Origin of the sequence: Pseudomonas versuta (assembly GCF_001294575.1) — a bacterium.
Lineage (GTDB): Bacteria > Pseudomonadota > Gammaproteobacteria > Pseudomonadales > Pseudomonadaceae > Aquipseudomonas > Aquipseudomonas versuta.
Genome location: NZ_CP012676.1, coordinates 687,177 through 707,976 on the forward strand (window position 1 = coordinate 687,177; position 20,800 = coordinate 707,976).

22 protein-coding genes and 1 tRNA gene are annotated in these 20,800 nt (G+C 55.1%); 15 read left to right on the forward strand and 8 right to left on the reverse strand.

Features of this window, described 5'->3' with window-relative positions:
• Positions 1 to 97: 97 nt before the first annotated feature.
• On the reverse strand, positions 98 to 1,762 hold the full coding sequence (locus AOC04_RS03255; protein WP_060691130.1) for an electron transfer flavoprotein-ubiquinone oxidoreductase: 1,665 nt from the start codon (positions 1,760 to 1,762) through the stop codon (positions 98 to 100).
• 557 nt (positions 1,763 to 2,319) lie between these two features.
• Between AOC04_RS03255 and AOC04_RS03260 the strand changes: the two genes are divergently transcribed.
• The 10 genes from AOC04_RS03260 to AOC04_RS03305 all read left to right on the forward strand — a co-directional run bounded on the left by AOC04_RS03260 (position 2,320) and on the right by AOC04_RS03305 (position 10,079).
• Entirely contained in the window at positions 2,320 to 3,069 is a 750-nt protein-coding gene (locus tag AOC04_RS03260; protein WP_060691131.1) for an electron transfer flavoprotein subunit beta/FixA family protein, read from the forward strand.
• 2 nt (positions 3,070 to 3,071) lie between these two features.
• Positions 3,072 to 4,001: an electron transfer flavoprotein subunit alpha/FixB family protein gene (locus AOC04_RS03265; protein WP_060691132.1), complete on the forward strand. Its 930-nt coding sequence runs from the start codon at positions 3,072 to 3,074 to the stop codon at positions 3,999 to 4,001.
• Positions 4,002 to 4,140: 139 nt separating this feature from the next.
• Entirely contained in the window at positions 4,141 to 4,959 is an 819-nt protein-coding gene (locus tag AOC04_RS03270; protein WP_060691133.1) for a substrate-binding periplasmic protein, read from the forward strand.
• Positions 4,960 to 4,968: 9 nt separating this feature from the next.
• Complete coding sequence (locus AOC04_RS03275) at positions 4,969 to 5,325, forward strand: DUF4398 domain-containing protein (RefSeq protein ID WP_060691134.1); 357 nt, start codon at positions 4,969 to 4,971, stop codon at positions 5,323 to 5,325.
• On the forward strand, positions 5,322 to 6,137 hold the full coding sequence (locus tag AOC04_RS03280; protein WP_060691135.1) for an OmpA family protein: 816 nt from the start codon (positions 5,322 to 5,324) through the stop codon (positions 6,135 to 6,137). Before AOC04_RS03275 ends, AOC04_RS03280 begins: the two co-directional genes overlap by 4 nt.
• 256 nt (positions 6,138 to 6,393) lie before the next feature.
• A complete protein-coding gene (locus AOC04_RS03285; protein ID WP_060691136.1) occupies positions 6,394 to 7,833 on the forward strand; it encodes an aminotransferase-like domain-containing protein in 1,440 nt (479 codons plus the stop codon).
• A 103-nt stretch (positions 7,834 to 7,936) separates the two neighbouring features.
• Complete coding sequence (locus AOC04_RS03290; RefSeq protein ID WP_272481309.1) at positions 7,937 to 8,407, forward strand: translation initiation factor 2; 471 nt, start codon at positions 7,937 to 7,939, stop codon at positions 8,405 to 8,407.
• A 157-nt stretch (positions 8,408 to 8,564) separates the two neighbouring features.
• The gene (locus AOC04_RS03295; RefSeq protein WP_060691138.1) at positions 8,565 to 8,819 is read left to right on the forward strand and encodes a YkgJ family cysteine cluster protein; all 255 of its coding nucleotides are present in this window, start codon (positions 8,565 to 8,567) and stop codon (positions 8,817 to 8,819) included.
• A 47-nt stretch (positions 8,820 to 8,866) separates the two neighbouring features.
• The gene (locus tag AOC04_RS03300; protein ID WP_060691139.1) at positions 8,867 to 9,472 is read left to right on the forward strand and encodes an START domain-containing protein; all 606 of its coding nucleotides are present in this window, start codon (positions 8,867 to 8,869) and stop codon (positions 9,470 to 9,472) included.
• Between the two features lie 265 nt (positions 9,473 to 9,737).
• Positions 9,738 to 10,079: a ribonuclease E inhibitor RraB gene (locus tag AOC04_RS03305; protein ID WP_060691140.1), complete on the forward strand. Its 342-nt coding sequence runs from the start codon at positions 9,738 to 9,740 to the stop codon at positions 10,077 to 10,079.
• A gap of 99 nt (positions 10,080 to 10,178) precedes the next feature.
• On the opposite strand, the gene AOC04_RS03310 is transcribed toward AOC04_RS03305, so the two are convergent.
• The gene (locus AOC04_RS03310; protein WP_060691141.1) at positions 10,179 to 10,985 is read right to left on the reverse strand and encodes a c-type cytochrome; all 807 of its coding nucleotides are present in this window, start codon (positions 10,983 to 10,985) and stop codon (positions 10,179 to 10,181) included.
• A gap of 582 nt (positions 10,986 to 11,567) precedes the next feature.
• Between AOC04_RS03310 and AOC04_RS03315 the strand changes: the two genes are divergently transcribed.
• Complete coding sequence (locus AOC04_RS03315; protein WP_060691142.1) at positions 11,568 to 12,296, forward strand: amidotransferase; 729 nt, start codon at positions 11,568 to 11,570, stop codon at positions 12,294 to 12,296.
• 95 nt (positions 12,297 to 12,391) lie between these two features.
• On the opposite strand, the gene AOC04_RS03320 is transcribed toward AOC04_RS03315, so the two are convergent.
• From AOC04_RS03320 to AOC04_RS03330, 3 genes are all read right to left on the reverse strand, one after another.
• The gene (locus AOC04_RS03320) at positions 12,392 to 13,363 is read right to left on the reverse strand and encodes a magnesium and cobalt transport protein CorA (RefSeq protein WP_060691143.1); all 972 of its coding nucleotides are present in this window, start codon (positions 13,361 to 13,363) and stop codon (positions 12,392 to 12,394) included.
• Between the two features lie 83 nt (positions 13,364 to 13,446).
• Positions 13,447 to 14,229 (reverse strand): lysophospholipid acyltransferase family protein, encoded by a 783-nt coding sequence (locus AOC04_RS03325; protein ID WP_060691144.1) that lies wholly within the window; start codon positions 14,227 to 14,229, stop codon positions 13,447 to 13,449.
• A 204-nt stretch (positions 14,230 to 14,433) separates the two neighbouring features.
• The gene (locus AOC04_RS03330; RefSeq protein ID WP_060691145.1) at positions 14,434 to 15,123 is read right to left on the reverse strand and encodes a crotonase/enoyl-CoA hydratase family protein; all 690 of its coding nucleotides are present in this window, start codon (positions 15,121 to 15,123) and stop codon (positions 14,434 to 14,436) included.
• Between the two features lie 307 nt (positions 15,124 to 15,430).
• Between AOC04_RS03330 and AOC04_RS03335 the strand changes: the two genes are divergently transcribed.
• Positions 15,431 to 15,520, forward strand: a tRNA-Ser gene (locus AOC04_RS03335).
• Positions 15,521 to 15,740: 220 nt separating this feature from the next.
• On the opposite strand, the gene AOC04_RS03340 is transcribed toward AOC04_RS03335, so the two are convergent.
• Positions 15,741 to 16,382 (reverse strand): hypothetical protein, encoded by a 642-nt coding sequence (locus AOC04_RS03340; RefSeq protein WP_060691146.1) that lies wholly within the window; start codon positions 16,380 to 16,382, stop codon positions 15,741 to 15,743.
• A gap of 161 nt (positions 16,383 to 16,543) precedes the next feature.
• Here AOC04_RS03340 and AOC04_RS03345 point away from each other — a divergent pair, with 161 nt between their 5' ends.
• From AOC04_RS03345 to AOC04_RS03355, 3 genes are all read left to right on the forward strand, one after another.
• Positions 16,544 to 17,905: a helix-turn-helix domain-containing protein gene (locus AOC04_RS03345; RefSeq protein ID WP_060691147.1), complete on the forward strand. Its 1,362-nt coding sequence runs from the start codon at positions 16,544 to 16,546 to the stop codon at positions 17,903 to 17,905.
• A gap of 98 nt (positions 17,906 to 18,003) precedes the next feature.
• Positions 18,004 to 18,192, forward strand: coding sequence for a helix-turn-helix transcriptional regulator (locus tag AOC04_RS03350; RefSeq protein WP_060691148.1), 189 nt, complete (start codon positions 18,004 to 18,006; stop codon positions 18,190 to 18,192).
• 439 nt (positions 18,193 to 18,631) lie between these two features.
• Positions 18,632 to 19,306 (forward strand): inovirus Gp2 family protein, encoded by a 675-nt coding sequence (locus tag AOC04_RS03355; protein WP_060691149.1) that lies wholly within the window; start codon positions 18,632 to 18,634, stop codon positions 19,304 to 19,306.
• Positions 19,307 to 19,415: 109 nt separating this feature from the next.
• Here AOC04_RS03355 and AOC04_RS03360 read toward each other — a convergent pair whose 3' ends face one another.
• Positions 19,416 to 20,252 carry an IS3 family transposase gene (locus AOC04_RS03360; RefSeq protein WP_060691150.1) on the reverse strand — a complete coding sequence of 279 codons (837 nt, stop codon included), beginning with the start codon at positions 20,250 to 20,252 and terminating at the stop codon, positions 19,416 to 19,418.
• Positions 20,249 to 20,554 carry an IS3 family transposase gene (locus AOC04_RS24065; protein ID WP_060691151.1) on the reverse strand — a complete coding sequence of 102 codons (306 nt, stop codon included), beginning with the start codon at positions 20,552 to 20,554 and terminating at the stop codon, positions 20,249 to 20,251. The genes AOC04_RS03360 and AOC04_RS24065 overlap by 4 nt, the downstream gene beginning before the upstream one ends.
• Positions 20,555 to 20,800: the final 246 nt, after the last annotated feature.

A 20,800-nucleotide genomic window follows, 5' to 3' on the forward strand; every position in this document is an offset into this window, starting at 1 on the left:
AAAGCTCGCGAGCAAGCTCGCTCCTACGGGGCTTTTGTTATTTCGCGCCGATTAAAAAAGGCTCCCGAAGGAGCCTTTTTAGTGGGCGCGAAACGACTTACATGTTCGGGTAAGTCGGGCCGCCGCCACCTTCCGGGGTGACCCAGGTGATGTTCTGCGACGGGTCTTTGATGTCGCAGGTTTTGCAGTGCACACAGTTTTGCGCGTTGATCTGGAACCGCTTCTCGCCGCTTTCCTGGGTGATCACTTCATACACGCCAGCCGGGCAGTAACGCTGGGCCGGCTCGTCGTAGAGCGGCAGGTTGACGTTGATCGGAATGCTCGCGTCGCGCAGCTTGAGGTGACACGGCTGCTCTTCTTCATGGTTGGTGCTGGAGATAAACACCGAGCTGAGCTTGTCGAAGCTGAGTTTGCCGTCCGGTTTCGGATAGCTGATCTGCTTGCAGTCTTTGGCCAGCTTCAGGCACGCATAGTCTGGCTTGGTGTCATGCAGGGTGAACGGCAGTTTGCCACCAAAGATGTTCTGATCGAGCCAGTTGAAACCGGCGCCCATGATCGGGCCGAACTTGTGCATCGCCGGGCCAAAGTTGCGGCTGGCGAACAGTTCGTCGAACAGCCAGCTGGCTTTGAAGGCTTCAACATAAGTGTTGAGCGTATCACCGCCCTCCGAGCCGCCAAGCAGCGCCTCAGCCACCGACTCGGCGGCGAGCATGCCGGACTTCATTGCCGTGTGGCTGCCTTTGATCTTGGCCACGTTCATGGTGCCCAGGTCGCAACCGATCAGTGCGCCACCGTTGAAAACCATTTTCGGCAGCGAGTTCAAGCCGCCTTTGGCCAGTGCCCGCGCCCCATAGCTGATGCGCTTGCCGCCCTCGAGGTATTGTTTGAGCACCGGGTGATGCTTGAGGCGCTGGAACTCATCAAATGGCGAGAGGAAGGTGTTGCTGTAGGACAGATCGACGATCAGGCCGACAACCACCTGGTTGTTTTCCAGGTGGTACAGGAACGAACCGCCGGTGTTTTCACTGCTGATGATGTCCAGCGGCCAGCCGGCAGTGTGAACCACCAGGCCCGGTTGGTGCCTGGCCGAGTCGATTTCCCAGATTTCCTTGAGGCCGATGCCGTAGTGCTGGCTATCGGCTTCGCTGTCGAGCTTGTAGCGTTCGATCAGTTGCTTGCCCAGATGGCCGCGGCAGCCTTCCGCGAACAAGGTGTACTTGCCGCGCAGTTCCATGCCGGGGGTGTACAGGCCTTCTTTCGGGGTGCCTTCACGGTCAACCCCCAGATCACCGGTGATGATCCCGCGAACCACGTTGTTTTCGTCGAACAGCACTTCCTGGGCGGCGAAGCCCGGGTAGATTTCTACACCCAGGTTCTCGGCCTGTTGCGCCAGCCAGCGGCACAGGTTGCCCAGCGAGATAATGTAGTTGCCTTCGTTGTGCATGGTTTTAGGCACAAACAGATCTGGCACCTTGGTTGCGGTGCTGTCGCTGCGCAGTACATAAATATCGTCGCGGGTAACGGGAGTGTTGAGAGGAGCGCCCAGTTCTTTCCAGTTCGGGAACAATTCGTTCAGGGCGCGGGGTTCGAACACGGCGCCGGATAGAATGTGAGCACCGACTTCGGAGCCTTTTTCAACCACGCAGACGCTTATTTCTTTACCGGCTTCGGCGGCCTTCTGCTTCAAACGGCAGGCGGCGGACAAACCGGCAGGGCCGGCGCCGACGATGACCACGTCGAATTCCATGTATTCGCGTTCCACAGGTTCTCTCCTACTCAAGGCTCAACGGTATTTTTCTAATTGGAGGTTTGGCACTTCATCCATTAATCCCTCAGCAGCTGCCTGAAGACGCAATGGATGACGCGCCGTTCTCTCTAGGGGCGGCATTATATCTACACCACTAGCAGCGTCCAATACAAACGTTTGTTTGAATCTGCTGCAGCCCAGACAAATCAAAGATGCACGGCTTAAAAGTGGCGGATTTGCTGTATTGACCGCAAAAGGCGTTCCGGTCAAGATACGGTCGGTTTTGCGCTCGCCGTAGGCTGATTATTGGTTTCAAGAGCACCTCTAAAGACAGGGCACAGGCACGAGCCTGTAGGAGCCTGCCATTTTTTGAGCGGAGTTTACACGTCCTTTTGGTGGATGACTTGGTAGTCACACCTGATAGACGGTCGCAAGGGAAGTATTTGGCGCTCGTCATTCTTTCTATAAGAAGGGCACAGCAACGATCTTTGGAGGTGCCCTTGTGCCGATGAGCATCAACCGCCAGGTTCGCCTAGGCGACTTTCTTTTCACCGGAGAGTAACGAGGAATCCATGAAGGTTCTTGTAGCTGTCAAACGAGTGGTCGATTACAACGTTAAGGTTCGCGTCAAAGCGGACAACTCCGGCGTTGACCTCGCCAACGTCAAGATGTCGATGAACCCCTTCTGCGAAATCGCTGTGGAAGAAGCCGTACGCCTGAAAGAAAAAGGTGTTGCGACTGAAATCGTCGTCGTCTCCATCGGCCCGACCACGGCTCAGGAACAGCTGCGTACCGCGCTGGCTCTGGGTGCCGATCGCGCCATCCTCGTCGAATCCGCCGAAGACCTGACCTCGCTGGCCGTGGCCAAGCTGCTCAAGGCCGTGGTCGACAAGGAACAGCCGCAACTGGTGATCCTGGGCAAACAGGCCATCGACAGCGACAATAACCAGACTGGCCAGATGCTGGCTGCGCTGACCGGTTACGGTCAGGGCACCTTCGCTTCGAAAGTTATCGTTGCGGGCGACAAGGTTGCCGTGACCCGTGAAGTCGACGGCGGCGCGCAAACTGTTTCGCTGAGCTTGCCGGCCATCATCACCACCGACCTGCGTTTGAACGAGCCGCGCTATGCGTCTCTGCCAAACATCATGAAGGCCAAGAAGAAGCCGCTTGAAGTGCTGACGCCAGACGCGTTGGGTGTTTCGACCGCTTCGACCAACAAGACCCTGAAAGTTGAAGCGCCGGCTGCACGCAGCGCCGGCATCAAGGTCAAGTCGGTGGCTGAACTGGTCGAGAAACTGAAAAACGAAGCGAAGGTAATCTAATCATGACTATCTTGGTAATCGCAGAACACGACGGCAAGACGCTGGCTCCCGCTACGCTGAACACCGTAGCCGCTGCCGCAAAAATCGGTGGCGAGATCAACGTTCTGGTTGCAGGCCAGGGCATTGGTGCTGTGGCTGAAGCGGCCGCGCAAATCGCCGGTGTGGCTAAAGTACTGGTTGCTGACAACGCGGCTTACGCCCACCAGCTGCCGGAAAACGTTGCTCCTCTGGTAGCTGAGTTGGGCAAGGGCTATAGCCACATCCTGGCTGCCGCCACCTCCAACGGTAAAAACATCCTGCCGCGTGTTGCTGCGCAGTTGGACGTCGACCAGATCTCCGAGATCATCTCGGTTGAAAGCGCTGACACCTTCACGCGTCCGATCTATGCCGGTAACGCCATTGCTACCGTACAGTCCACTGCGCCAGTCAAAGTGATCACCGTCCGCGCCACCGGTTTCGACCCGGTTGCCGCACAAGGTGGTTCGGCAGCGGTTGAAGCGGTTGCAGCGGTTCACGATGCAGGCACTTCGTCGTTCGTTGGCGAAGAACTGGCCAAGTCGGACCGTCCCGAACTGACCGCTGCCAAAATCGTCGTTTCCGGCGGTCGCGGCATGCAGAACGGCGATAACTTCAAACTGCTGTACACCTTGGCTGACAAGCTGGGTGCTGCAGTGGGCGCCTCCCGCGCGGCGGTTGACGCCGGTTTCGTACCGAACGACATGCAGGTCGGCCAGACCGGCAAAATTGTCGCGCCACAGCTGTACATCGCGGTCGGCATCTCCGGCGCGATCCAGCATCTGGCCGGCATGAAAGACTCCAAAGTGATCGTTGCGATCAACAAGGACGAAGAAGCACCGATCTTCCAGGTGGCCGATTACGGTCTGGTGGCGGACTTGTTCGAAGCAGTACCTGAGCTGGAGAAGCTGGTTTAATCCAGTTGCTTCACTTATAAAGAGCCCGGTCACGCGGGCTGCAGGGAAGGGCGACACACTCTGTGTTTTGCCTGCTCCTGGCAGCCCGGGTGATCGGGTTTTTTTATGCGTCTGAATCGGGTGTGTGGAGTGCAGGGTTATGGATATGCGTCAGATGAGCAGGCTGCTTGTGGGGTTGGTGTTTTTGCCCCTGCTGTCTGAGGCCGCGGGCAAGTGTGAGCGCCTGACCGTGACCGGTAGCCCGGATGCGCCGCCTTATCTGTGGCGTGACCCCGGTAATCCGGAGCATTTGATGGGTGCCAGTGCTGACCTGATGCAGCAAGCGGGTCAGGAGTTGGGTATCAAGGTTGAAGTGCTTTATGGCGGCAAGCGTTCCCAGGCTCAGGATGAAGTCCGGACTGGGCGCATGGACATGCTGCTGGATGCGCCACTGACAGTGGCCGGGCTCTCTTCACTGGATTACATACATCCGCCTCTGGTGCGTAACGACTATTTGGTCTGGACCCTTAAAGATTCAACGCTGGCCTACGAAACGCCGGCCGATCTAAGCGGCCATGTAGGAGCTATCTCGGAAAAAGCCCGACCCACAGAGGCCTTCGATACATTTGCCCGGCATCAGTTAACGCTCAAGCCTCAGCCGGGCCTGACTCAAGCTTTCCAGAAATTGCTGCTCGGGCAAGTCGACTATGTAGTGGCTGGCCGTTACGCGGGCATGGCCACGGCTCAAACCCTGGGCATTGCCGACGACGTGCTGGCGCATTCACAGCCGATTGATCAACCGGGGCTGTTTTTGGCGATTTCCCATGACTCGGCCTGCAATGAGCCCTGGTTGCGCGGACAGCTTGCCAAAAAGATGACAGAATTGCCCGCCTCCGGCCTGACCGAGGCAGCAGTGCAACGCAATCTGGAGCGGTGGAAAGCCCAGCTGCAACAACCGCTCAGCGCCCCAAAACAGTAGGAATTCTTAGTGACATTGCGACCTTTTTTCGTCGCCCTGGCCGTTTTGGCTTTGGCGGGTTGTGCAGCCGATCCGGCGCCGAATGAACAATTGCGTTTGAGCGAGCAAGCTCTGGAACAAGCCAGGGCCGTAGGCGCAAGCACCGACGATACGGCTGAACTCAAGCAAGCCGAAAGCAAGTTGGCTCAGGCGCAGGCAGACATGCTCGATGAGTCCTACAAGGATGCGCGCATGCAGGCTGAACAGGCCGAGCTGGATGCCCGACTGGCCGAGGCCCGGGTACTGACGCAAAAAAGCCAGGAGCAATTGAACGTGCTCAATACCCGCATTGCGCGTTTGCGCAAGCAGCTGGCGGAGGCCCAATGAGCCTTAAATCTGCAGTTTTCAGTGGTGCGCTGTTGTCCGGTTGCATGAGCCTGGCCGGCTGTGCGGGGCACCACAACAGTGATCAGGTCCTGCAACAGGCCACCAGCGATTTTCAGGCGGTCAAAGAAGACAGCAACGTGCTGCGCATTGCGCCCAAGGATGTGATTCGCGCTGGCGAGTCGCTGGCGCGGGCTGATCGTTTGTCCTCCTACTGGGGCAGTGGCAACGATGTGGAGCATTACGCTTATCTGAGCCAGCGCTACAGCGAAATCGCCCGTGAACACACCCAGCAGGTACTGAACGAAGAGCGGGCCGCCAAGCTTGAACTGGAGCGTCAGCGTCTGCAATTGGCACTGCGTGAAGCCAAATTGTTGAGCGTTCAGCAGCAGGGTCAATGGCTGGAAGAACAGATCGTCAGCCTGGCCACGACTCAGACTGACCGTGGCTTGGTGATGACCCTGGGCGACGTGTTGTTCGATACTGGCGAGGCCGACCTGAAAAATTCTGCCAACCGTACGGTGCTTAAGCTGGTGCAGTTTCTGCAACTGAACCCAAAGCGTGTTGTACGAATTGAAGGCTACACCGACAGCACTGGCGGCAGTGATGACAACCTCAAGCTGTCCCTTGCGCGGGCACAGGCGGTGGCGGATGTGCTGATCGATCTGGGTATCGATGAAAAGCGTATCCAGGTGGAAGGTTACGGCGATCAGTATCCGGTAGATGTGAACGCCACCGAGCGTGGTCGTGCACAAAATCGTCGCGTTGAAATCGTCTTCTCTGACGAAAAAGGTCAACTCGGCGCGGCTCGTTAATACACCTCTCAAGGGGCACCTCGCGAACGTATCAACCCGGTTTGAATCCAGACTGGGTCGACAGCATCGCGAGGCCCGCTCGCTCCTGCATAAGTTCACTCGCTATCCTCAGCTGTACCCATACAGTTAAACCTTCTGCGCACTGTACCGCTGATGTGGGTGACAACTGTGCCCGTACACTTCTAAACTGTTCCGGTTATTGCTCTCAAGAACATGCTCTTCATAAAAATAATGCCTGAACATCGAGTGCTGCGACATGACCAACCTCTTGCTCTATCAACGTATCGCTCAGCAGCTGGCTGAAGATATCCGGCGCGGTGTGTATCAGCCGGGCGAACGGGTACCCTCGGTGCGCAAGATGAGTTCGCAGCTCAATGTCAGTCACGCGACGGTGTTGCAGGCTTACGCCAACCTTGAAGATCAGGGCTTGATCAGGGCGCGTCCGCAGTCTGGTTATTACGTGCACCAGACCCCCGCGTTGACGGCACCTACCCCCGATATTGCCCGGGTAGAACGTCCAGGGCTGGTTACCCGCAGCAGTATCATTCAGCAAGTGCTGGTTGAGTCGCGCCGCGAAGGGGTGTTTCCGCTCGGGGCTGCAGTGCCCAGCGTCGACTATTTGCCGGTGCGGGCATTGCATCAGCAATTGGCCAAGGTCACGCGCTTCCATAGCCCTCGGGCATTCAGCTACATGTTCAGTCCGGGCTTTGAGCCGCTGCGCCGCCAGGTTGCGATCCGCATGCGCGACGCCGGGGTTGTGGTTGATCCCTCAGAGGTGATCATCACTCACGGTTGTGTCGATGCCCTGCAAATGTCGCTGCGCACGCTGACCCGCCCAGGCGATCTGATTGCCGCAGAATCACCTACCTATTACGGGCTGCTGCAGCTTGCCGACTTGCTGGGTCTGAAAGTGATCGAAATTCCCAGCGACCCTGCTACCGGCATGAGTCTTGAGGCCTTGCAACTGGCGGCCAATCAATGGTCGATCAAAGCCCTGGTCCTGACCACCCGCCTGAGCAACCCTCTGGGTGGCACCATGCCCGAAGAGCGGCAAAAACAGTTGCTGCGCCTGGCCTCGGACTTTGATATTCAGATTGTTGAAGATGACATTTATGGCGAGCTGATGTTCGAAGTCGGTCGCACCAAGGCTTTGAAGGCCTATGACCGTCTGGATCGAGTGATTTATTGCTCCAGTTTCTCTAAAACCTTGTCGCCGGGTGTGAGAATCGGCTGGATGATCGCCGGTAAATTCCAGCAGGAAATCCAGCGCCTGCAAACGTTCACCACTCATTCGGCATGCAGTGTCACGCAGATGGGGGTAGCGGCCTACCTTGAAAACGGCGGATACGATCGCCATTTGCGCTTTATCCGTCAGGAGTACCGCAAGAATCTCAGCGCGTTTCAGCTGGCGGTTCAGCAGCACTTTCCGGAAGGCACGCAAATGTCGCGCCCCAGTGGCGGTTTCATTTTGTGGGTCAGCTTGCCGGGGCGGGTCAATACCCAGGAGCTGCATGTCCGCGCGCTGCAACAGGGTATCAGTATCGCGCCGGGGCTTATTTTCAGTAATACCGAGCAGTTTAACCACTGCATCCGCCTTAACTGCGCATTACCCTGGAACCGCGAGGCCGAGCGGGCCGTGATGACGCTGGGCATGCTGGCAAGTCAGCTTTGTATGGAGACGGCAAGCCTCTATTAATGAGTGAATACGGCTGCCGAAATGACCATTAAGTCACAATGGACTTGTCACTCTGGTACTAAAGCGCCAGCATATGCACCTCAACCGTTAAAGCTGTGGAGTTATGAAAGCGACATTTAGTGTGGGGCTTATATTGATGGGCGTGTTGGCTGCGTTCAACGCGGGCGCGGCAACTGCCGTTCAGGCACAGCCGCAAACATCCACTGCGAAGCCGCACACTGCCAGTTCCACAGCGAAGCCTGCGGCTGCCAGGCAAGCCCCGACAAAAAAGCGTGCGCCCATTGCGTCCAAATCCAGGTCTGCGCATGAAATTGCGCAAAAGCGCTTGCCCGCCGCCAAACTTGATTTGAGCCTGCCGCCCGACATGGTCAGCCAGCTCCGGCCTCTGGGTACCATTCCCATGCCTGCGCACAAGCCGCTACTGCCAAATATGTTTGGCGAAAAGCCCGAGCATGAAAGTCCTTTTCAACTGAACGGACGTCTGCTCAGCAATGAGATGGGGCTGCCATTGCGCAATGAAGCACGCCAGAATGAAATCGACGGCGCCGCGCTTGAGTTTGAATTCAAACAATAAGCGCCGAATGCACCGTCTTCGATTTTATTGAGGCAAACTTAAAAACTGACTGTTCAGTCACGATCATTTCTGCTGAACGGTCAATTTCAAACGCCCGTTCCAGCGAGTACTATCCCTTGTCATCAACGCACTTTGCCCCGAATGAGGAGCTAACGTCATGAACTGCCGTGAAGGCTGTGGCGCTTGCTGTATAGCCCCTTCCATCAGTACACCGCTACCCGGCATGCCCCATGGCAAACCTGCCGGGGAACGCTGCCTGCATCTTTCTGTCGACTACTTGTGCGGTTTGTTCGGCCAGCCCGAGCGTCCGGCCGTGTGTGGTGCTTTTCAGGCCGACATCGAGGTTTGTGGCAGCAGTCAGGCAGAAGCCATCAAGCTGATCGGCTGGTGGGAGCGGATGACTGCGGCTTAGTGTGTTTTTGTTCAGTGAGCTGACCTTCAACAATAAGGAATAAGACAATGGGTTCGTTGCATCGAGTGGCATTGGCGTGTGGTTTGAGTGTACTGCTGGTGGGTGTGGCCCAGGCAGAAGACTGGAAAGTTGCGAAAAATGAGGACGGTATCAAGGTCTCGTTGAGTGAAGTTCCCGGGTCTCAGTACAAGGCCTACCAGGGGGTGACCACCATCAAGGCACCTCTTGCCAAAATCAGTGCTTTGCAAGAAAACGCGGCGGGCGCCTGTGCCTGGATCCACGAATGCAAAACGCAAAAGCTGCTCAAGCATGAAGGCGATCAGAGCTGGACTTACACCCAGTTCAATACCCCTTGGCCGGTTACCCCTCGCGACTCGGTACTGCTGGTCACTTCGAGTGTTGGGGCCGATGGCACCCTGACGCGTGCCTTGAAAGGCCTGCCGACTTACATCCCGGAAGAAAAAGGCTTCGTTCGGGTGGCTCAGGTCGACGGGTTCTGGAAAATGGTCCCTAAAGGCGACAACCTCACAGAAGTCACTTACCAGGTGCACACCGAGCCGGGTGGCAGTGTGCCTTCCTGGTTGGCCAACAAGTTTGTGGTAGATGCGCCTTTCAATACCCTCAAAGCGCTTCGCGAGCGCGCCGAGAAGTAAAAGAGCCCGTTGCCTGGTTCCTGGACAGCGCATCTGTTCAGGTGCCGGGTGAGGACGTGCAAGTCTTTGACGGTCAAAAAAAATCCGGCTATTTCAATCTTCCCCTCTTGGCAGTCATTGCACGGCGGGGCTACTCTTCAACCGGACCAGCGAAGTAATCGACTGGCTCTGATCTTGTTCGCTACATGCTTATTACTCTCTGTCACGGCCAACCAGTTGCCGGCAGGGAGCGCTGAATGTCTATCCATTGCGAGGAGGACGTTTCATGAGCACAGCCCATCAAGAAGACCTCAGCAGCTATGTGCTGCGCCGCATGAAAGAAGGCGGCTTTGATTTTTCCCGCATCCATCCCATTGAGTTTTACGCAATCTTCCCGGACGAGGAGCGGGCGCGCAGAGCAGCAGGAAAATTTTGTGGTGAATCCCTGAATGCCCAGATCAACGTACGTGATGACGGTGCCTGGAATCTGGAATTGAGCAAAGTGATGTACGCCACCTACGGTGGTATTGGTGATTTTGAACAGGACTTCGAAGCGGTGGTTGTACCCCTGGGCGGGATTATTGAAGGCTGGGGCGTCAAGCAGGAGGTGCGTGGCCTGCTAAATTGAGTCAAGTTTAATGAGTTAACGGCTGGCCTCTGGGCTGGCCGTTCTGGTTTTAGCGGTCTGCATTGCGCGTGTGTCGCGAGCGCGAGCAAGTCTTTGTTCTCAAGAGTTCACTTTGCGCGTCGTCATGTGCTGCAAATACTGGATCAACAGTTCCAGTTCATTGTCAGGTAACACAGTTGGCGAAAACCCGGGCATGCGCGCCTGTGGCCACTGCCGCAGGCTTTGCGGGTCCCGGATGTAGTGCTTGAGAAAGTCGGCAGCAAAATATTCGGTCGGATTGTATGGAATGTTCAGGTCGGGACCGAACTGAGCATCGCCGGCACCATTGAGGCGATGACAGGCCAGGCAGTTCTTTTGAAACAGTACAAAACCCTGATTGACCGATGAATCCTTGGGCAGGGCTGGGTCCGGGCGCAATGCCGGGAAGCGTTCGGCAACCGGCAGTTGGCGTTTAAAACTGACCACCTGGAAAGGCCATTGTTCGGGGCTGATATGGCTGGCTTGAGGGTCGGTCCACACCAGGTAAAAAGGCCCCGCACTGGGTTTTCCCTTGCCCAGCGGTGGCCAGGGGTGAGCGGGGTCTTCAATTGCCAGCCAGGCTTTTGCACCGTTCTGGTTGAGCAATGGGGCTGCGGCGAGTTCTGCGGCAAAACCATCCAGCGCGACCGCTTGCAGGTGGTCATCGGGCTTTATGCCTTCAAGCAGGGTGGCCAGTGGAATAGCGCGATAGGTCATGTTGCGCTTGTAAGAAACATCATCAGTTATATGCAGAGTTTGCGCCGCCGGATGATGCAATAGCTCGGCGGTTTGCCAACTGCGGCTGCCGCTGCCGGACTCGACTGTGAGTTGAGCAGCGCAAGCCGGCAGGCTGATTAAGAAAACGATGAAGAGAGTCAGTGATTTCAATGGGGATGCTGTTCTGTTGTGATCGACGGGCCGTGTACCACTGGCCCGAACTGAAGGCGATACCTTAGCCTATTACCTTGGTGAGGTTGGGCAAAATCAGGAGCAAGGTGGTGGCGAAGAGAATAAGCCCGGCCTGGCGTACTTTCGTATATTTGAACATGGCGACCTGCCTTTTTTTGTTATTCCTGGGCGGCGATGCGGAAAGACAAGGGCGCAATTAATTGAAAGCGCCTTATCCGTCGACAAAGTTAACCTTAGAGGCCACATAACATATGGCTTAGAACCCTTTTACATCATCCATATAAATTAGGTTTCTAAAACGCTATTAGACTTGCTGTGCTCGCTCTGTCAGGCCATTGCTAGACGCAGTGGGCTCATAGGTATCGCTAACTATTAGTACCCTACCGTTCGTCAGGGAGCCTGATTAAGGCACCATCGTCCGACCGCATCCGGTGCCGGGCCGTGGCGTCATTGCTCGCCATGGGGCAGGTCGGCGTTGAGTGCTTGCCTTGAAATACTGTTCAAGGCAGGCTCTGTCGAGTTGCAATCATCTCTATCGCCTTTTTCGTGCCAGGTACTTTTATGTCGCTACGCATCTGCATTCTGGAAACCGACATTTTGCGTCCAGAGTTTGTTGATCAATATCAAGGTTATGGCCAGATGTTCAAACATCTGTTCTCCCAGCAGCCTATTGCTGCGCAATTCAGCATCTTTAACGTAATGAATGGCGAGTACCCGTCAGACGATCAAAGCTTTGATGCGTATCTGGTTACCGGCAGCAAAGCGGACTCTTTCGGCACTGATCCATGGATCCAGACGCTGAAAACCTATTTGCTGACCCGTTTTGAGCGTGGTGACAAATTACTCGGCGTCTGTTTTGGTCACCAGTTGTTGGCGTTGCTGCTGGGGGGCAAGAGTGAGCGCGCTACCCAGGGCTGGGGCGTCGGTACTCATCAGTACAAACTGGCCGCCAGTGCGCCGTGGATGAGCCCGGCTATCGAAGACCTCACATTATTGATCAGCCATCAGGATCAAGTGACCGCCTTGCCGCAGAACGCCACGGTAATTGCGTCCAGCGACTTTTGCCCGTTTGCCGCCTATCACATCAATGATCAAGTGCTGTGCTTTCAGGGGCACCCCGAGTTCATTCATGACTACTCACGGGCCTTGCTCAATCTGCGTCAGGAGAGTCTGGGGGAGCAGATATACAGCACCGGGATCACCAGCCTGGAACTCGACCATCACGGTCGTACAGTTGCCGAGTGGATGATGCGTTTTGTCTCGCACAAACCCCAGGCTGAATCGGCATAACTCACAAGCACCGCAGCCGCGGCCCTGCTCGCGATGGCATCATCGGCGCGAAGCCGCGGTGCCAGTCTCGCGGGCAAGGGTAGCGAGGCTTGTGATTACAGCCAGCCAGAGCGCTTGAAGCTGGCCCACAACCCTGTCACGCCCAGAGTGATAAACCCCAGTACACCGAAATAGCCGTAGTGCCAGCTCAGCTCCGGCATGTTCTGGAAGTTCATCCCGTAAATACCTGCTACCGCTGTCGGGAAAGCCAGAATGGCTGCCCAGGCGGCAAATTTGCGCTGCACAATGCTTTGCCGTGATGACTCCAGCAGCACGACTATTTCAATCGTTTGAGTGGCAATGTCGCGCAGGGTGGTCAGGTCTTCCATTTGCCGGGTGACGTGGATCTGCACATCGCGGAAATACGGGCGCATGTTCTTGTCGATAAAAGGGAAGGTCAGGCGTTGCAACTCTTCGCTGATTTCGACCATGGGCGCCACATACCGCCGCAAGCGCAGAACATCGCGGCGCAATCCGTGCAAATGCACAATGTCGGCTTCATTAAGCGCGTTGCCCAAAATATTGCGTTCCAGTTGCTCGATTTCAGCGTGAATGGCCTCGCTGACGGGCTGATAGCTTTCGGTAACGAAATCGAGCAGGGCGTACAACACAAAGTCTTCGCCATGATCCAGCAGCAGCGGGCGGGCCTCGCAGCGTTGCCGAACAGCTCTATAAGAGGCGGAGTGACCATTGCGACAGGTAATGATGTAGCCATTACCGGCAAAGATATGGGTTTCGACGAAGTCCAGCTTGCCTTCATTGCGCACCGGCGAGTAGATGACGATGAACAGCGCATCACCAAAGGTTTCGAGCTTGGGTCGACTGTGTTGTTCCAGGGCGTCTTCAATGGCCAGTTCATGCAGGTGAAACTGGCGCTGCAAGTTGCTCAGCTCTTGGGCGTCGGGTTGTTCCAGGCCGATCCAGACGAAGTGGCCGGGCTTTTGGGCCCAGCCACTGCCTTCGTCCAGAGTGATGTCGGTGACTTTTTTGCCTGCGCTGTAAACCGCGGCAGCTACAACTCTCCCCATAGTTCTAATCGCTTCTTCTTCAAAGGGTTATGGCACGAAGATGCAGCTTAGCGTGCAATGCCCCACTTGGAGACCAGAAACATTCAGAGGTTCGGGTTAGAGGCTGGCGCATTACCCCCGGCCATGGGTGGCAAGCGGCGGTTTTGCTGTGCCAGCACCTCGCGGTCCATCGCCTCGATGCACTCGCGCATTTGCTCGCGGCACTGCTCCATCAAGGCAGGCATGTCCTCCAGTGTCAGCCCGGCGGTTGGAATCGCAGGCAAGGAACGAATCTGTATATCGGCACTGTGCCAGCGGTTGAGTTTCAAATGCTGGCTATAAGTGCTGACACAGACCGGCACAATCGGCACACCGGCACTGATCGCCATCTGGAATGCGCCTTTTTTGAAGGGCAGCAGGGCTTCACCGAAATTACGCGTGCCCTCCGGAAAGACCCAGATAGAGGTGTTTTTTTCTTGCAGGGTGCGGGTGGTGGTCAGCATCGACTGACGGGCTTTATGCGCATTGCCCCGATCAATCAACACATTGCCCGCCAGCCAGAACAGCTGGCCGAACAGGGGCACCCACTTCAGGCTTTTCTTGCCAATGCACACAGTGCGATGCGGCACCACATTACCGAACACGAACAAGTCGTAGTTGGACTGATGGTTGGCCACAATCACGCAGCTCTGGGGTTTGTCCATCAGCGGACCAACCTCGGCCTTGAGTCTGTAGCCCAGGATCCATTTGGACGGCCACGCATAAAGCCGCGCACACAGTCGGCTGTTGTCCGGGTTGAACGGGCGACAGATTCCAAGCAATACGCCGAGTACGCCAGCGATCATAAAATGCAGGCTCATCAACAACATACGTATCGAAAGTAGCATTTACAGGCTCGCTAAAACAAAATTTGGCGCAGTGTACGGATGTGCACTGTATTCGGCAATTACCCCGATACACACAGGAGATTGCTGATGTTTAAGTATTTGTTTCAGCGAGAGGGTTCAGGTGCGGGCTAGAGGTGTCGGGGAGGGCGGGGAGAGAGAGTCCCGACCGCAGGGGGCGATCGGGACAGGAGAGCGGCGCCAGGGTCAGAGAGGGTGAAGTTGATCTTCTGCGATCGCCTTGTCCAGAGTCTCCAGCAGCTCTTTGCGCACTTTGAGCTTGGTGTTCTTGTGCGCCTTCATGTTGATCTTCTTCAACTGACGGGCCATTTCCAGAGCCGCGGTCTGCAGTTCTACGGGCTTGACCACCTGATCGAGGAAGCCGGCGTCTACCGCGCTGTGCGGGTTGAACATCTCGGCGTTGATCACGGAGCGATGGAAGGCCGACTTGCGTAGCCGGTCCCGTGCCAGTTCGATCCCGGCATGGTGCATGGTCATGCCGATTTGAACTTCGTTAAGGCCAATGGTGAACGGGCCTTCGACGCCGATCCGGTAATCCGCCGACAACAGCAGAAATGCGCCCTTGGCCACGGCATGCCCCGGGCAAGCGACGATCACCGGAAATGGGTGGGCCAGCAAACGGCGAGCCAGAGTCGACCCCTGTCTTACCAGTTCAATCGCCTGGGCAGGGCCAGCGGTCATGACCTTCAAGTCATAACCGGCCGACAAAATACCCGGCTGCCCGGTAATAATCACCACCGCGCGATCCTCCTCGGCCTGATCCAGAGCCGCGTTGAACGCAGTGATCACGTCCGGGGAAATAGCATTCACTTTGCCATTGCTCAAGGTCAGGGTGGCGATACCGTCTTCCAGGTGATACGAGATCAAGTCACTCATGGCGCAATTCCTTGTATTGAAGTGGGCAGACGTTACCCAGCCCCAAGGCGCAGGTAAAGCATTGTGACTGACCGGTGAGTCAGGCATATGGCTTGCGCCTTCTATATAGAGGGCGGCGCGTCTGCCGAACAGGCACGGGAGGGGAAGGGCCGGTTACCGGAATTTGGCAGATTCGCCCGCCATGACCCGGCCCCAAAAAAAGCGAATCCCGTAAGCACATGAAAATTCTGAAAAAAACATTTGTCATATCGAAAGCTTTCGACTACATTAGCGCGCCTCGACAGACAGAACTTGTTTGAAGAGATACGGTGAAGTGTCCGAGTGGCTTAAGGAGCACGCCTGGAAAGTGTGTATACAAGAAATTGTATCGAGAGTTCGAATCTCTCCTTCACCGCCAAATTTATACCTAAAGGCCCCATATATGGGGCCTTTTTGCATTCTACGGTTTTTGTTCCCCCATTTGTCCCCCCACTCGGATTTTGGAAAGGTGTCCTTGTCGTCACGTAGTTCGCGATAGGGCGCTTTTCTTTCTTGGCAATCTACGCTGGCGCTTGTGTTCAAATCGGGATCCGAGCTGCGCTGGTGGGCGTTGGCGTCGCTGCCACTGAAGGGCTCGGCTAGTTCGGCGCTCTTTCCATGCTGCGAGAGAGTTGCTCATTGAGAAATGCCGTTGGATTTTTGCCTGTAACCTTTTTTAGTGTTTTTGCGTAAAGCGCTTCGCTTTGGCTCTTCTGCTCCTCTGAGAGGCTGTCGATTGAGAGCTCTACGGCTTCCATCATGGCGATGCGCTGCGTGAGTTCCGTGACGCACTTCTGGAGTGCTAGGTATAGGGAGTCCAGCCTCTTTTTTAGTTGCTGCTCCTTTTTTGCGGCCCTTTTGGCGGCATTCTTAGCAACGGTTTTCTGCTGGGCGGCCTGCTCGTATTCATCAGAGAGCAGGTTCTCAAGAAAATTGGTAATGCTGCTTTTGTTCTGCTTCGCCAGCTTGTTCAGTTTTTGCTTCGCCTGTTCTGAGAGCACGAAACTGCAGGCTTTTTTCTTTGCGTTCTTGTCCGCTTTTCTTCGCTGAGCCTGGGTCCAGGCCAGCTTCATTGTCAGTAAGAGCGCAGAGTCTTTTGTCCTTTCTTGACTTAGCCAGGCATCGAAATTGGTGGCTGAGATGGGCGCGCCTTCGTGTGTCTCTCCCTTGGTACGAAGGTGCTTCGTAGCCCATTTCAACTGATCTATCTCCTTCATATTGAGCCAGTCACTGCCTGCCATCGTGCTCTCCATAGTATTTTTACCTAGATTTATCTCACTGTACCTTGGCTGAGATACTAAGTGTAATACTCAATAATTACTTAGTAATTGGTGTTTATTAAAACAGGGTGTATTTTATGTGCCAAAATAAAGATGTGGCTTAACAGAATTAGGAAATTAATGTGAGCGAGATGCTGCTTTCAGTGCTGCTCAGTAAGGCGAAAGGGATCAGCCCTGAAGCGAAATATGTATTGGTACGCTTGGTTGAGTGCGGTTTGGTTGCAGGGCCCATTTGCTCGGGTGTTAAAGAGCTAGCAGGGCGATTTGGAATTTCAGATAGCCAGATGGGCGCAGCACTGAATTCGTTGACCGCTGCTAAGGTCCTGATTCGTCGGGACTTGGTGAGCGGGCAAGGGCGCCCCAAAAGACAATATGAATTGGCGCCAGGCGACGTTGAGCAGGTTGGTCTGAATGACGTGTCTAAGGTGGTCCATGCCAGAGTAATCCATCACCTTTTAAAGCATGAGAGCAAGGCGCTTCATTTGTCAGATGTTGCCATGCAGCAAAAGGGGCCGCTCGAAGGCGCCCCCCTTGCTCATGTCCGAGCAAGCCGGAAGCAGGGCCGACTGAGTGTCGTAAATCGTTTGCTGCTTGCAGTCCTGTTATGCCGCGCTGATCGATTTGGTGTTGTGCGGGATTTAGGTCGTGCAGAGCTCTCGCGGTTAACTGGGCTAAGTCAGGAGCGTCTGAAGAACCGGATTCGGACCTTGCTCGATAGTGGTTTGATCCGGGCATACACGCCGGGGGCAACGGGTTCAGTCATCTTCAAAAAGACCAAAAGCGTTTACTACCTCAACCTGCACCATCCAGAGTTGAATTGTGGGCAGCGCGTGCCAATTTTATTGGTGTCGGTTGATCGCGTGCCGACTGAGGACAACGATGTTGACGTAGTAGATGGCATCTTCAAGTCAGGCCGGGAGTTGAGGAGCCAATTGACTGGCGAAGTTCGTAAGTTTTTTAAAGATAACCACGAGCAAGGGTTGGCCCCTTTCATGAGGGGGAGGCTTGATTTGTATGCGGGATATCTGCTTTCTCATCATTGGAGTGTGCTTGGTGAGGGTGAGGCAGAGCTGGCTCAGTTGATCAAGCTCGATTTGCTTGGCACTCCTGATGCCGAAGACTCCCAACGGCTTGCCACCTATTTGTGTGACCAAGCTGGAAACGTGGCGAGAGGTGTTAGAGGTGGCTGGTTTCAGGGCAAATCGGCATTGATCGATGGCATGGATTTCGAGGGGTTGGATTACGTGCTTCTCCCTATGCGAGAGGTTGCCTATAAGTCCCGCAATGATCGGTTCTATCCTTCGCGAGCCGTTCTGGCGTTACCTCCGGATGACGTAGTGTGCGCGGGAAAATTGCATGTTGTGGAGTTTGGGCTTGGTAATCAGGTGAAGGTGCGGGTTTTTAGTAGCTTGGAGACGGTTTCTAAGGCAGAGCAATATTTGTATGGCTTACTGACTCCGCCAGAAGGTGAATTGTCTGTTTGATGTGCCGGGGCCGGGGGGCTGGCAAAAATAGTACGGAGGCTGACCGTAGTTTTTTACCCGTCCTGCCAATCCTCTGAACGAACAGAGGAGCCCCGTTCATGAGGATCATTCGCCTGAAAGACGTCATCGACTCAACTGGTCTGGGTCGCTCTACCATCTATAAGTACATCGCCGAAGGAGCCTTCCCCAAGCCGGTTTCACTGGGAGAGCGCAGCGTTGGTTGGGTGGAGGAGGAGGTACACGAGTGGATTTTGGCCCGGATCGAAGAGCGCGACATGGCCGAGTAATTTGTTGCGTGAAGGGTGTGGACTAACCGGCATAAGCGCCATGGTCGGATCAACTCCGACCATGGCGCTTATGCCGGGGGCTGTGTGGTGGTTGTGGTTGTGGTTGCCGGCAGCGACTCATGGCCTATATCGAAGCTGGGATGATCCTACTGCTGCTAGCTTGAGCCCCGACAGCTTGAAGGGGGCATGCACGGGAGGTGTTTTTTCCAAGAGTGGAGGATTATCAAAAACTCAACGTATCGTTGGGATTTCAGCGATGTCCCTTCGCAGCTCTCGGAGACGACTTTCTCGGTGCGGGTAATATGCTTTATAGACCCGTACAGATACCCATTCGCTAGGAGCATCCCTCGAAGGCGAATGCATCAGGGGCAGGAAGGAGGCAGGGTTAAAAACTACTCAGGATGCAGAGGTTATGACCTCCACTCCAAGAGTAGTAATCATGCTTCGTCATCCCGATAACCGAAACCTTCACTTCCACTACGACGACACCTTCGAAGGGCTGCCAGTGATGGTGGAGAAAGGCCCATTCATCCGCGAATACCTTGCTGATCTAAAACGCACCATTGATCTGGCTCTTGATCAATATCCCAGGGTGCTGGCGTTCAGGGTGGATCTTCGGCTTCCCTGTGATATTGAACTTGACGGTTACGTGGATTCCAACGAGGTCATTAGCAGGTTCTTTGCCTCATTCAAATCAAAGGTCAAGCATCATCGCGAAATGGCTTCACGGCGATACAGGCACGCTCATAGCTGCAAAGTTCGGTATGCCTGGGCACGAGAGCAAGGGTGGCGTGGAAGGTCGCACTACCACCTGCTGATCTTGCTGAACCGAGATGCCTTTTACACAGTAGGCAAAATCGCCTCAGACCGAGCCAACATGTTCAGCCGCCTGAACGAGGCGTGGGCGAGCGCGCTGGGGATACCAGTCGATTTAGTTGTAGGGCTGGTAGAAATTCCAGATAACGCGACCTACCGAGTAGTCAGGGAAAAATCTGCGAAAGGATTTGGTGACGATGGGCTTGGTTCGCTATTCAGAAGGGCTAGCTACCTCTGTAAGTCGGCTACCAAGGTCTACGGAAGCAATCAGCATGGGTTTGGTTGCAGTAGAGGGTGACAATTTTGGGCTCAAGTTTGTGTAGTTCGCCCATTAGACCTGTACTAGGGGACGAATGTGAAGCGTTCGGCTGAACTGGTCAAGCAATCCCGGACACCGTTTACGGTGCTTATGCCGCTTTTTGCTCCATAGCTATTGGCGACAGGTAGTTGTTGTAGCTGTGGAGCCTGGTGCGGTTGTAGTACATGAAGAAACGCACCATGTCCGTTTTTGCCTCCTCGATCAGGCTGTAGCCGTTGCGAGGTACCCACTCTGATTTCAGTGTGCCGAAAAAACGCTCTGTTGGAGCATTGTCCCAGCACTGTCCACGATGACTCATGCTTTGCAAAATGCCGTGGAGCACCAGTTCCTCTTGAAACTTGCGGCTGGTGTACTGACATCCCTGGTCTGAGTGAAACATCAGCCCAGGCAGACACGTTCGTACTGCTGTCGCCATGCGTAGCGCTTTGCTGACCAAGTTGGCGTCATTGACCAGAGAAAAAGCCCAACCAATGACCCTGCGAGCATACAAATCGATCACGATGGCCAAATGAATCCAGCGTTTGCCTACCATCAGACTGGTCACGTCGCCACACCAAACCTGATCGATTGCAGTCGGTTTGAAATTGCGTTTTAGCCGATTGGGCGCGACAAATGCTTCCACCCCTTTGGATCTGAAAGGGTGAGGCTGACGCTGTTTGCTGACAATATTGGCCTCCCTCATCAGCGCTCGGACAAGGCTTCTTCCAGCAGTTATTTTCTGAGACTTCAGGCCCTTGCTGATCATTCTGGAGCCCATGGCTTCGCGGCTTTGGCTGTGCAACTCAACCACTTTCGATTTGAGTTCTTCACGCCTGATCCGCGGCTTGGCTCGCCGTTGAATCCACTCATAAAAGCTGCTGCGCTTCACACCAAAAACACGACATACCACAGCCGTCGGAAATGACTCTCTTAGCTCTGCGATCATCGAAAACGATCGGGATCCGACATCAAGAGAGCGGTAGCCTTTTTTAGGATCTCGGCCTCCATCTCCATGCGCTTGATCTTGGCTTTCAGTTCCTGGATCTGGCGCTGATCTTCGGTGATGGCCTTGGTGCCTTTAACCGGTTGACCCTCGCGCTCCTTGCGAACCTGATCAACCCAGCGCCGTAAAGCGGTGGGTCCAATATCCAGTGATGCACAAACGTCCGGCACCGGACAGTTATCGTCGAGTACCATGCTGGCAGCATGCAGCTTGAACTCGCGGGTATAGACCTTTCTATCGTTCATGGAACCTCCAAGTTGGCGAAATCATATCGCCCTTAAGAGGTGTCCGGAATTATTAGGCCAGTTCAGGCACCCTCCTGGCAGAGCAGGAGCTACCAAGGGGCGAGGGAAAAGTTTAGGTATGTGGAAGTGACATCGGTCATGTCGGTATGACAGTGACCTCACTTAAGCTCGTACCAGGACTTTGATGCTAGACCATACGCCGGGTCGGTCATGGCGAACTGAGCCTCCAAGGACAGGTTGCTATCG

Excerpts from the sequence above, each read along its gene's own strand:
- AOC04_RS24065 (WP_060691151.1), bottom strand. The coding sequence starts at position 20,554 with ATGAACGATAGAAAGGTCTATACCCGCGAGTTCAAGCTGCATGCTGCC.
- AOC04_RS03285 (WP_060691136.1), top strand. The coding sequence starts at position 6,394 with ATGACCAACCTCTTGCTCTATCAACGTATCGCTCAGCAGCTGGCTGAA.
- AOC04_RS03260 (WP_060691131.1), top strand. The coding sequence starts at position 2,320 with ATGAAGGTTCTTGTAGCTGTCAAACGAGTGGTCGATTACAACGTTAAG.
- AOC04_RS03290 (WP_272481309.1), top strand. The coding sequence starts at position 7,937 with ATGAAAGCGACATTTAGTGTGGGGCTTATATTGATGGGCGTGTTGGCT.
- AOC04_RS03320 (WP_060691143.1), bottom strand. The coding sequence starts at position 13,363 with ATGGGGAGAGTTGTAGCTGCCGCGGTTTACAGCGCAGGCAAAAAAGTC.
- AOC04_RS03280 (WP_060691135.1), top strand. The coding sequence starts at position 5,322 with ATGAGCCTTAAATCTGCAGTTTTCAGTGGTGCGCTGTTGTCCGGTTGC.
- AOC04_RS03305 (WP_060691140.1), top strand. The coding sequence starts at position 9,738 with ATGAGCACAGCCCATCAAGAAGACCTCAGCAGCTATGTGCTGCGCCGC.
- AOC04_RS03330 (WP_060691145.1), bottom strand. The coding sequence starts at position 15,123 with ATGAGTGACTTGATCTCGTATCACCTGGAAGACGGTATCGCCACCCTG.
- AOC04_RS03325 (WP_060691144.1), bottom strand. The coding sequence starts at position 14,229 with ATGCTACTTTCGATACGTATGTTGTTGATGAGCCTGCATTTTATGATC.
- AOC04_RS03315 (WP_060691142.1), top strand. The coding sequence starts at position 11,568 with ATGTCGCTACGCATCTGCATTCTGGAAACCGACATTTTGCGTCCAGAG.
- AOC04_RS03265 (WP_060691132.1), top strand. The coding sequence starts at position 3,072 with ATGACTATCTTGGTAATCGCAGAACACGACGGCAAGACGCTGGCTCCC.
- AOC04_RS03295 (WP_060691138.1), top strand. The coding sequence starts at position 8,565 with ATGAACTGCCGTGAAGGCTGTGGCGCTTGCTGTATAGCCCCTTCCATC.
- AOC04_RS03355 (WP_060691149.1), top strand. The coding sequence starts at position 18,632 with ATGCTTCGTCATCCCGATAACCGAAACCTTCACTTCCACTACGACGAC.
- AOC04_RS03300 (WP_060691139.1), top strand. The coding sequence starts at position 8,867 with ATGGGTTCGTTGCATCGAGTGGCATTGGCGTGTGGTTTGAGTGTACTG.
- AOC04_RS03360 (WP_060691150.1), bottom strand. The coding sequence starts at position 20,252 with ATGATCGCAGAGCTAAGAGAGTCATTTCCGACGGCTGTGGTATGTCGT.
- AOC04_RS03340 (WP_060691146.1), bottom strand. The coding sequence starts at position 16,382 with ATGGCAGGCAGTGACTGGCTCAATATGAAGGAGATAGATCAGTTGAAA.
- AOC04_RS03270 (WP_060691133.1), top strand. The coding sequence starts at position 4,141 with ATGGATATGCGTCAGATGAGCAGGCTGCTTGTGGGGTTGGTGTTTTTG.
- AOC04_RS03350 (WP_060691148.1), top strand. The coding sequence starts at position 18,004 with ATGAGGATCATTCGCCTGAAAGACGTCATCGACTCAACTGGTCTGGGT.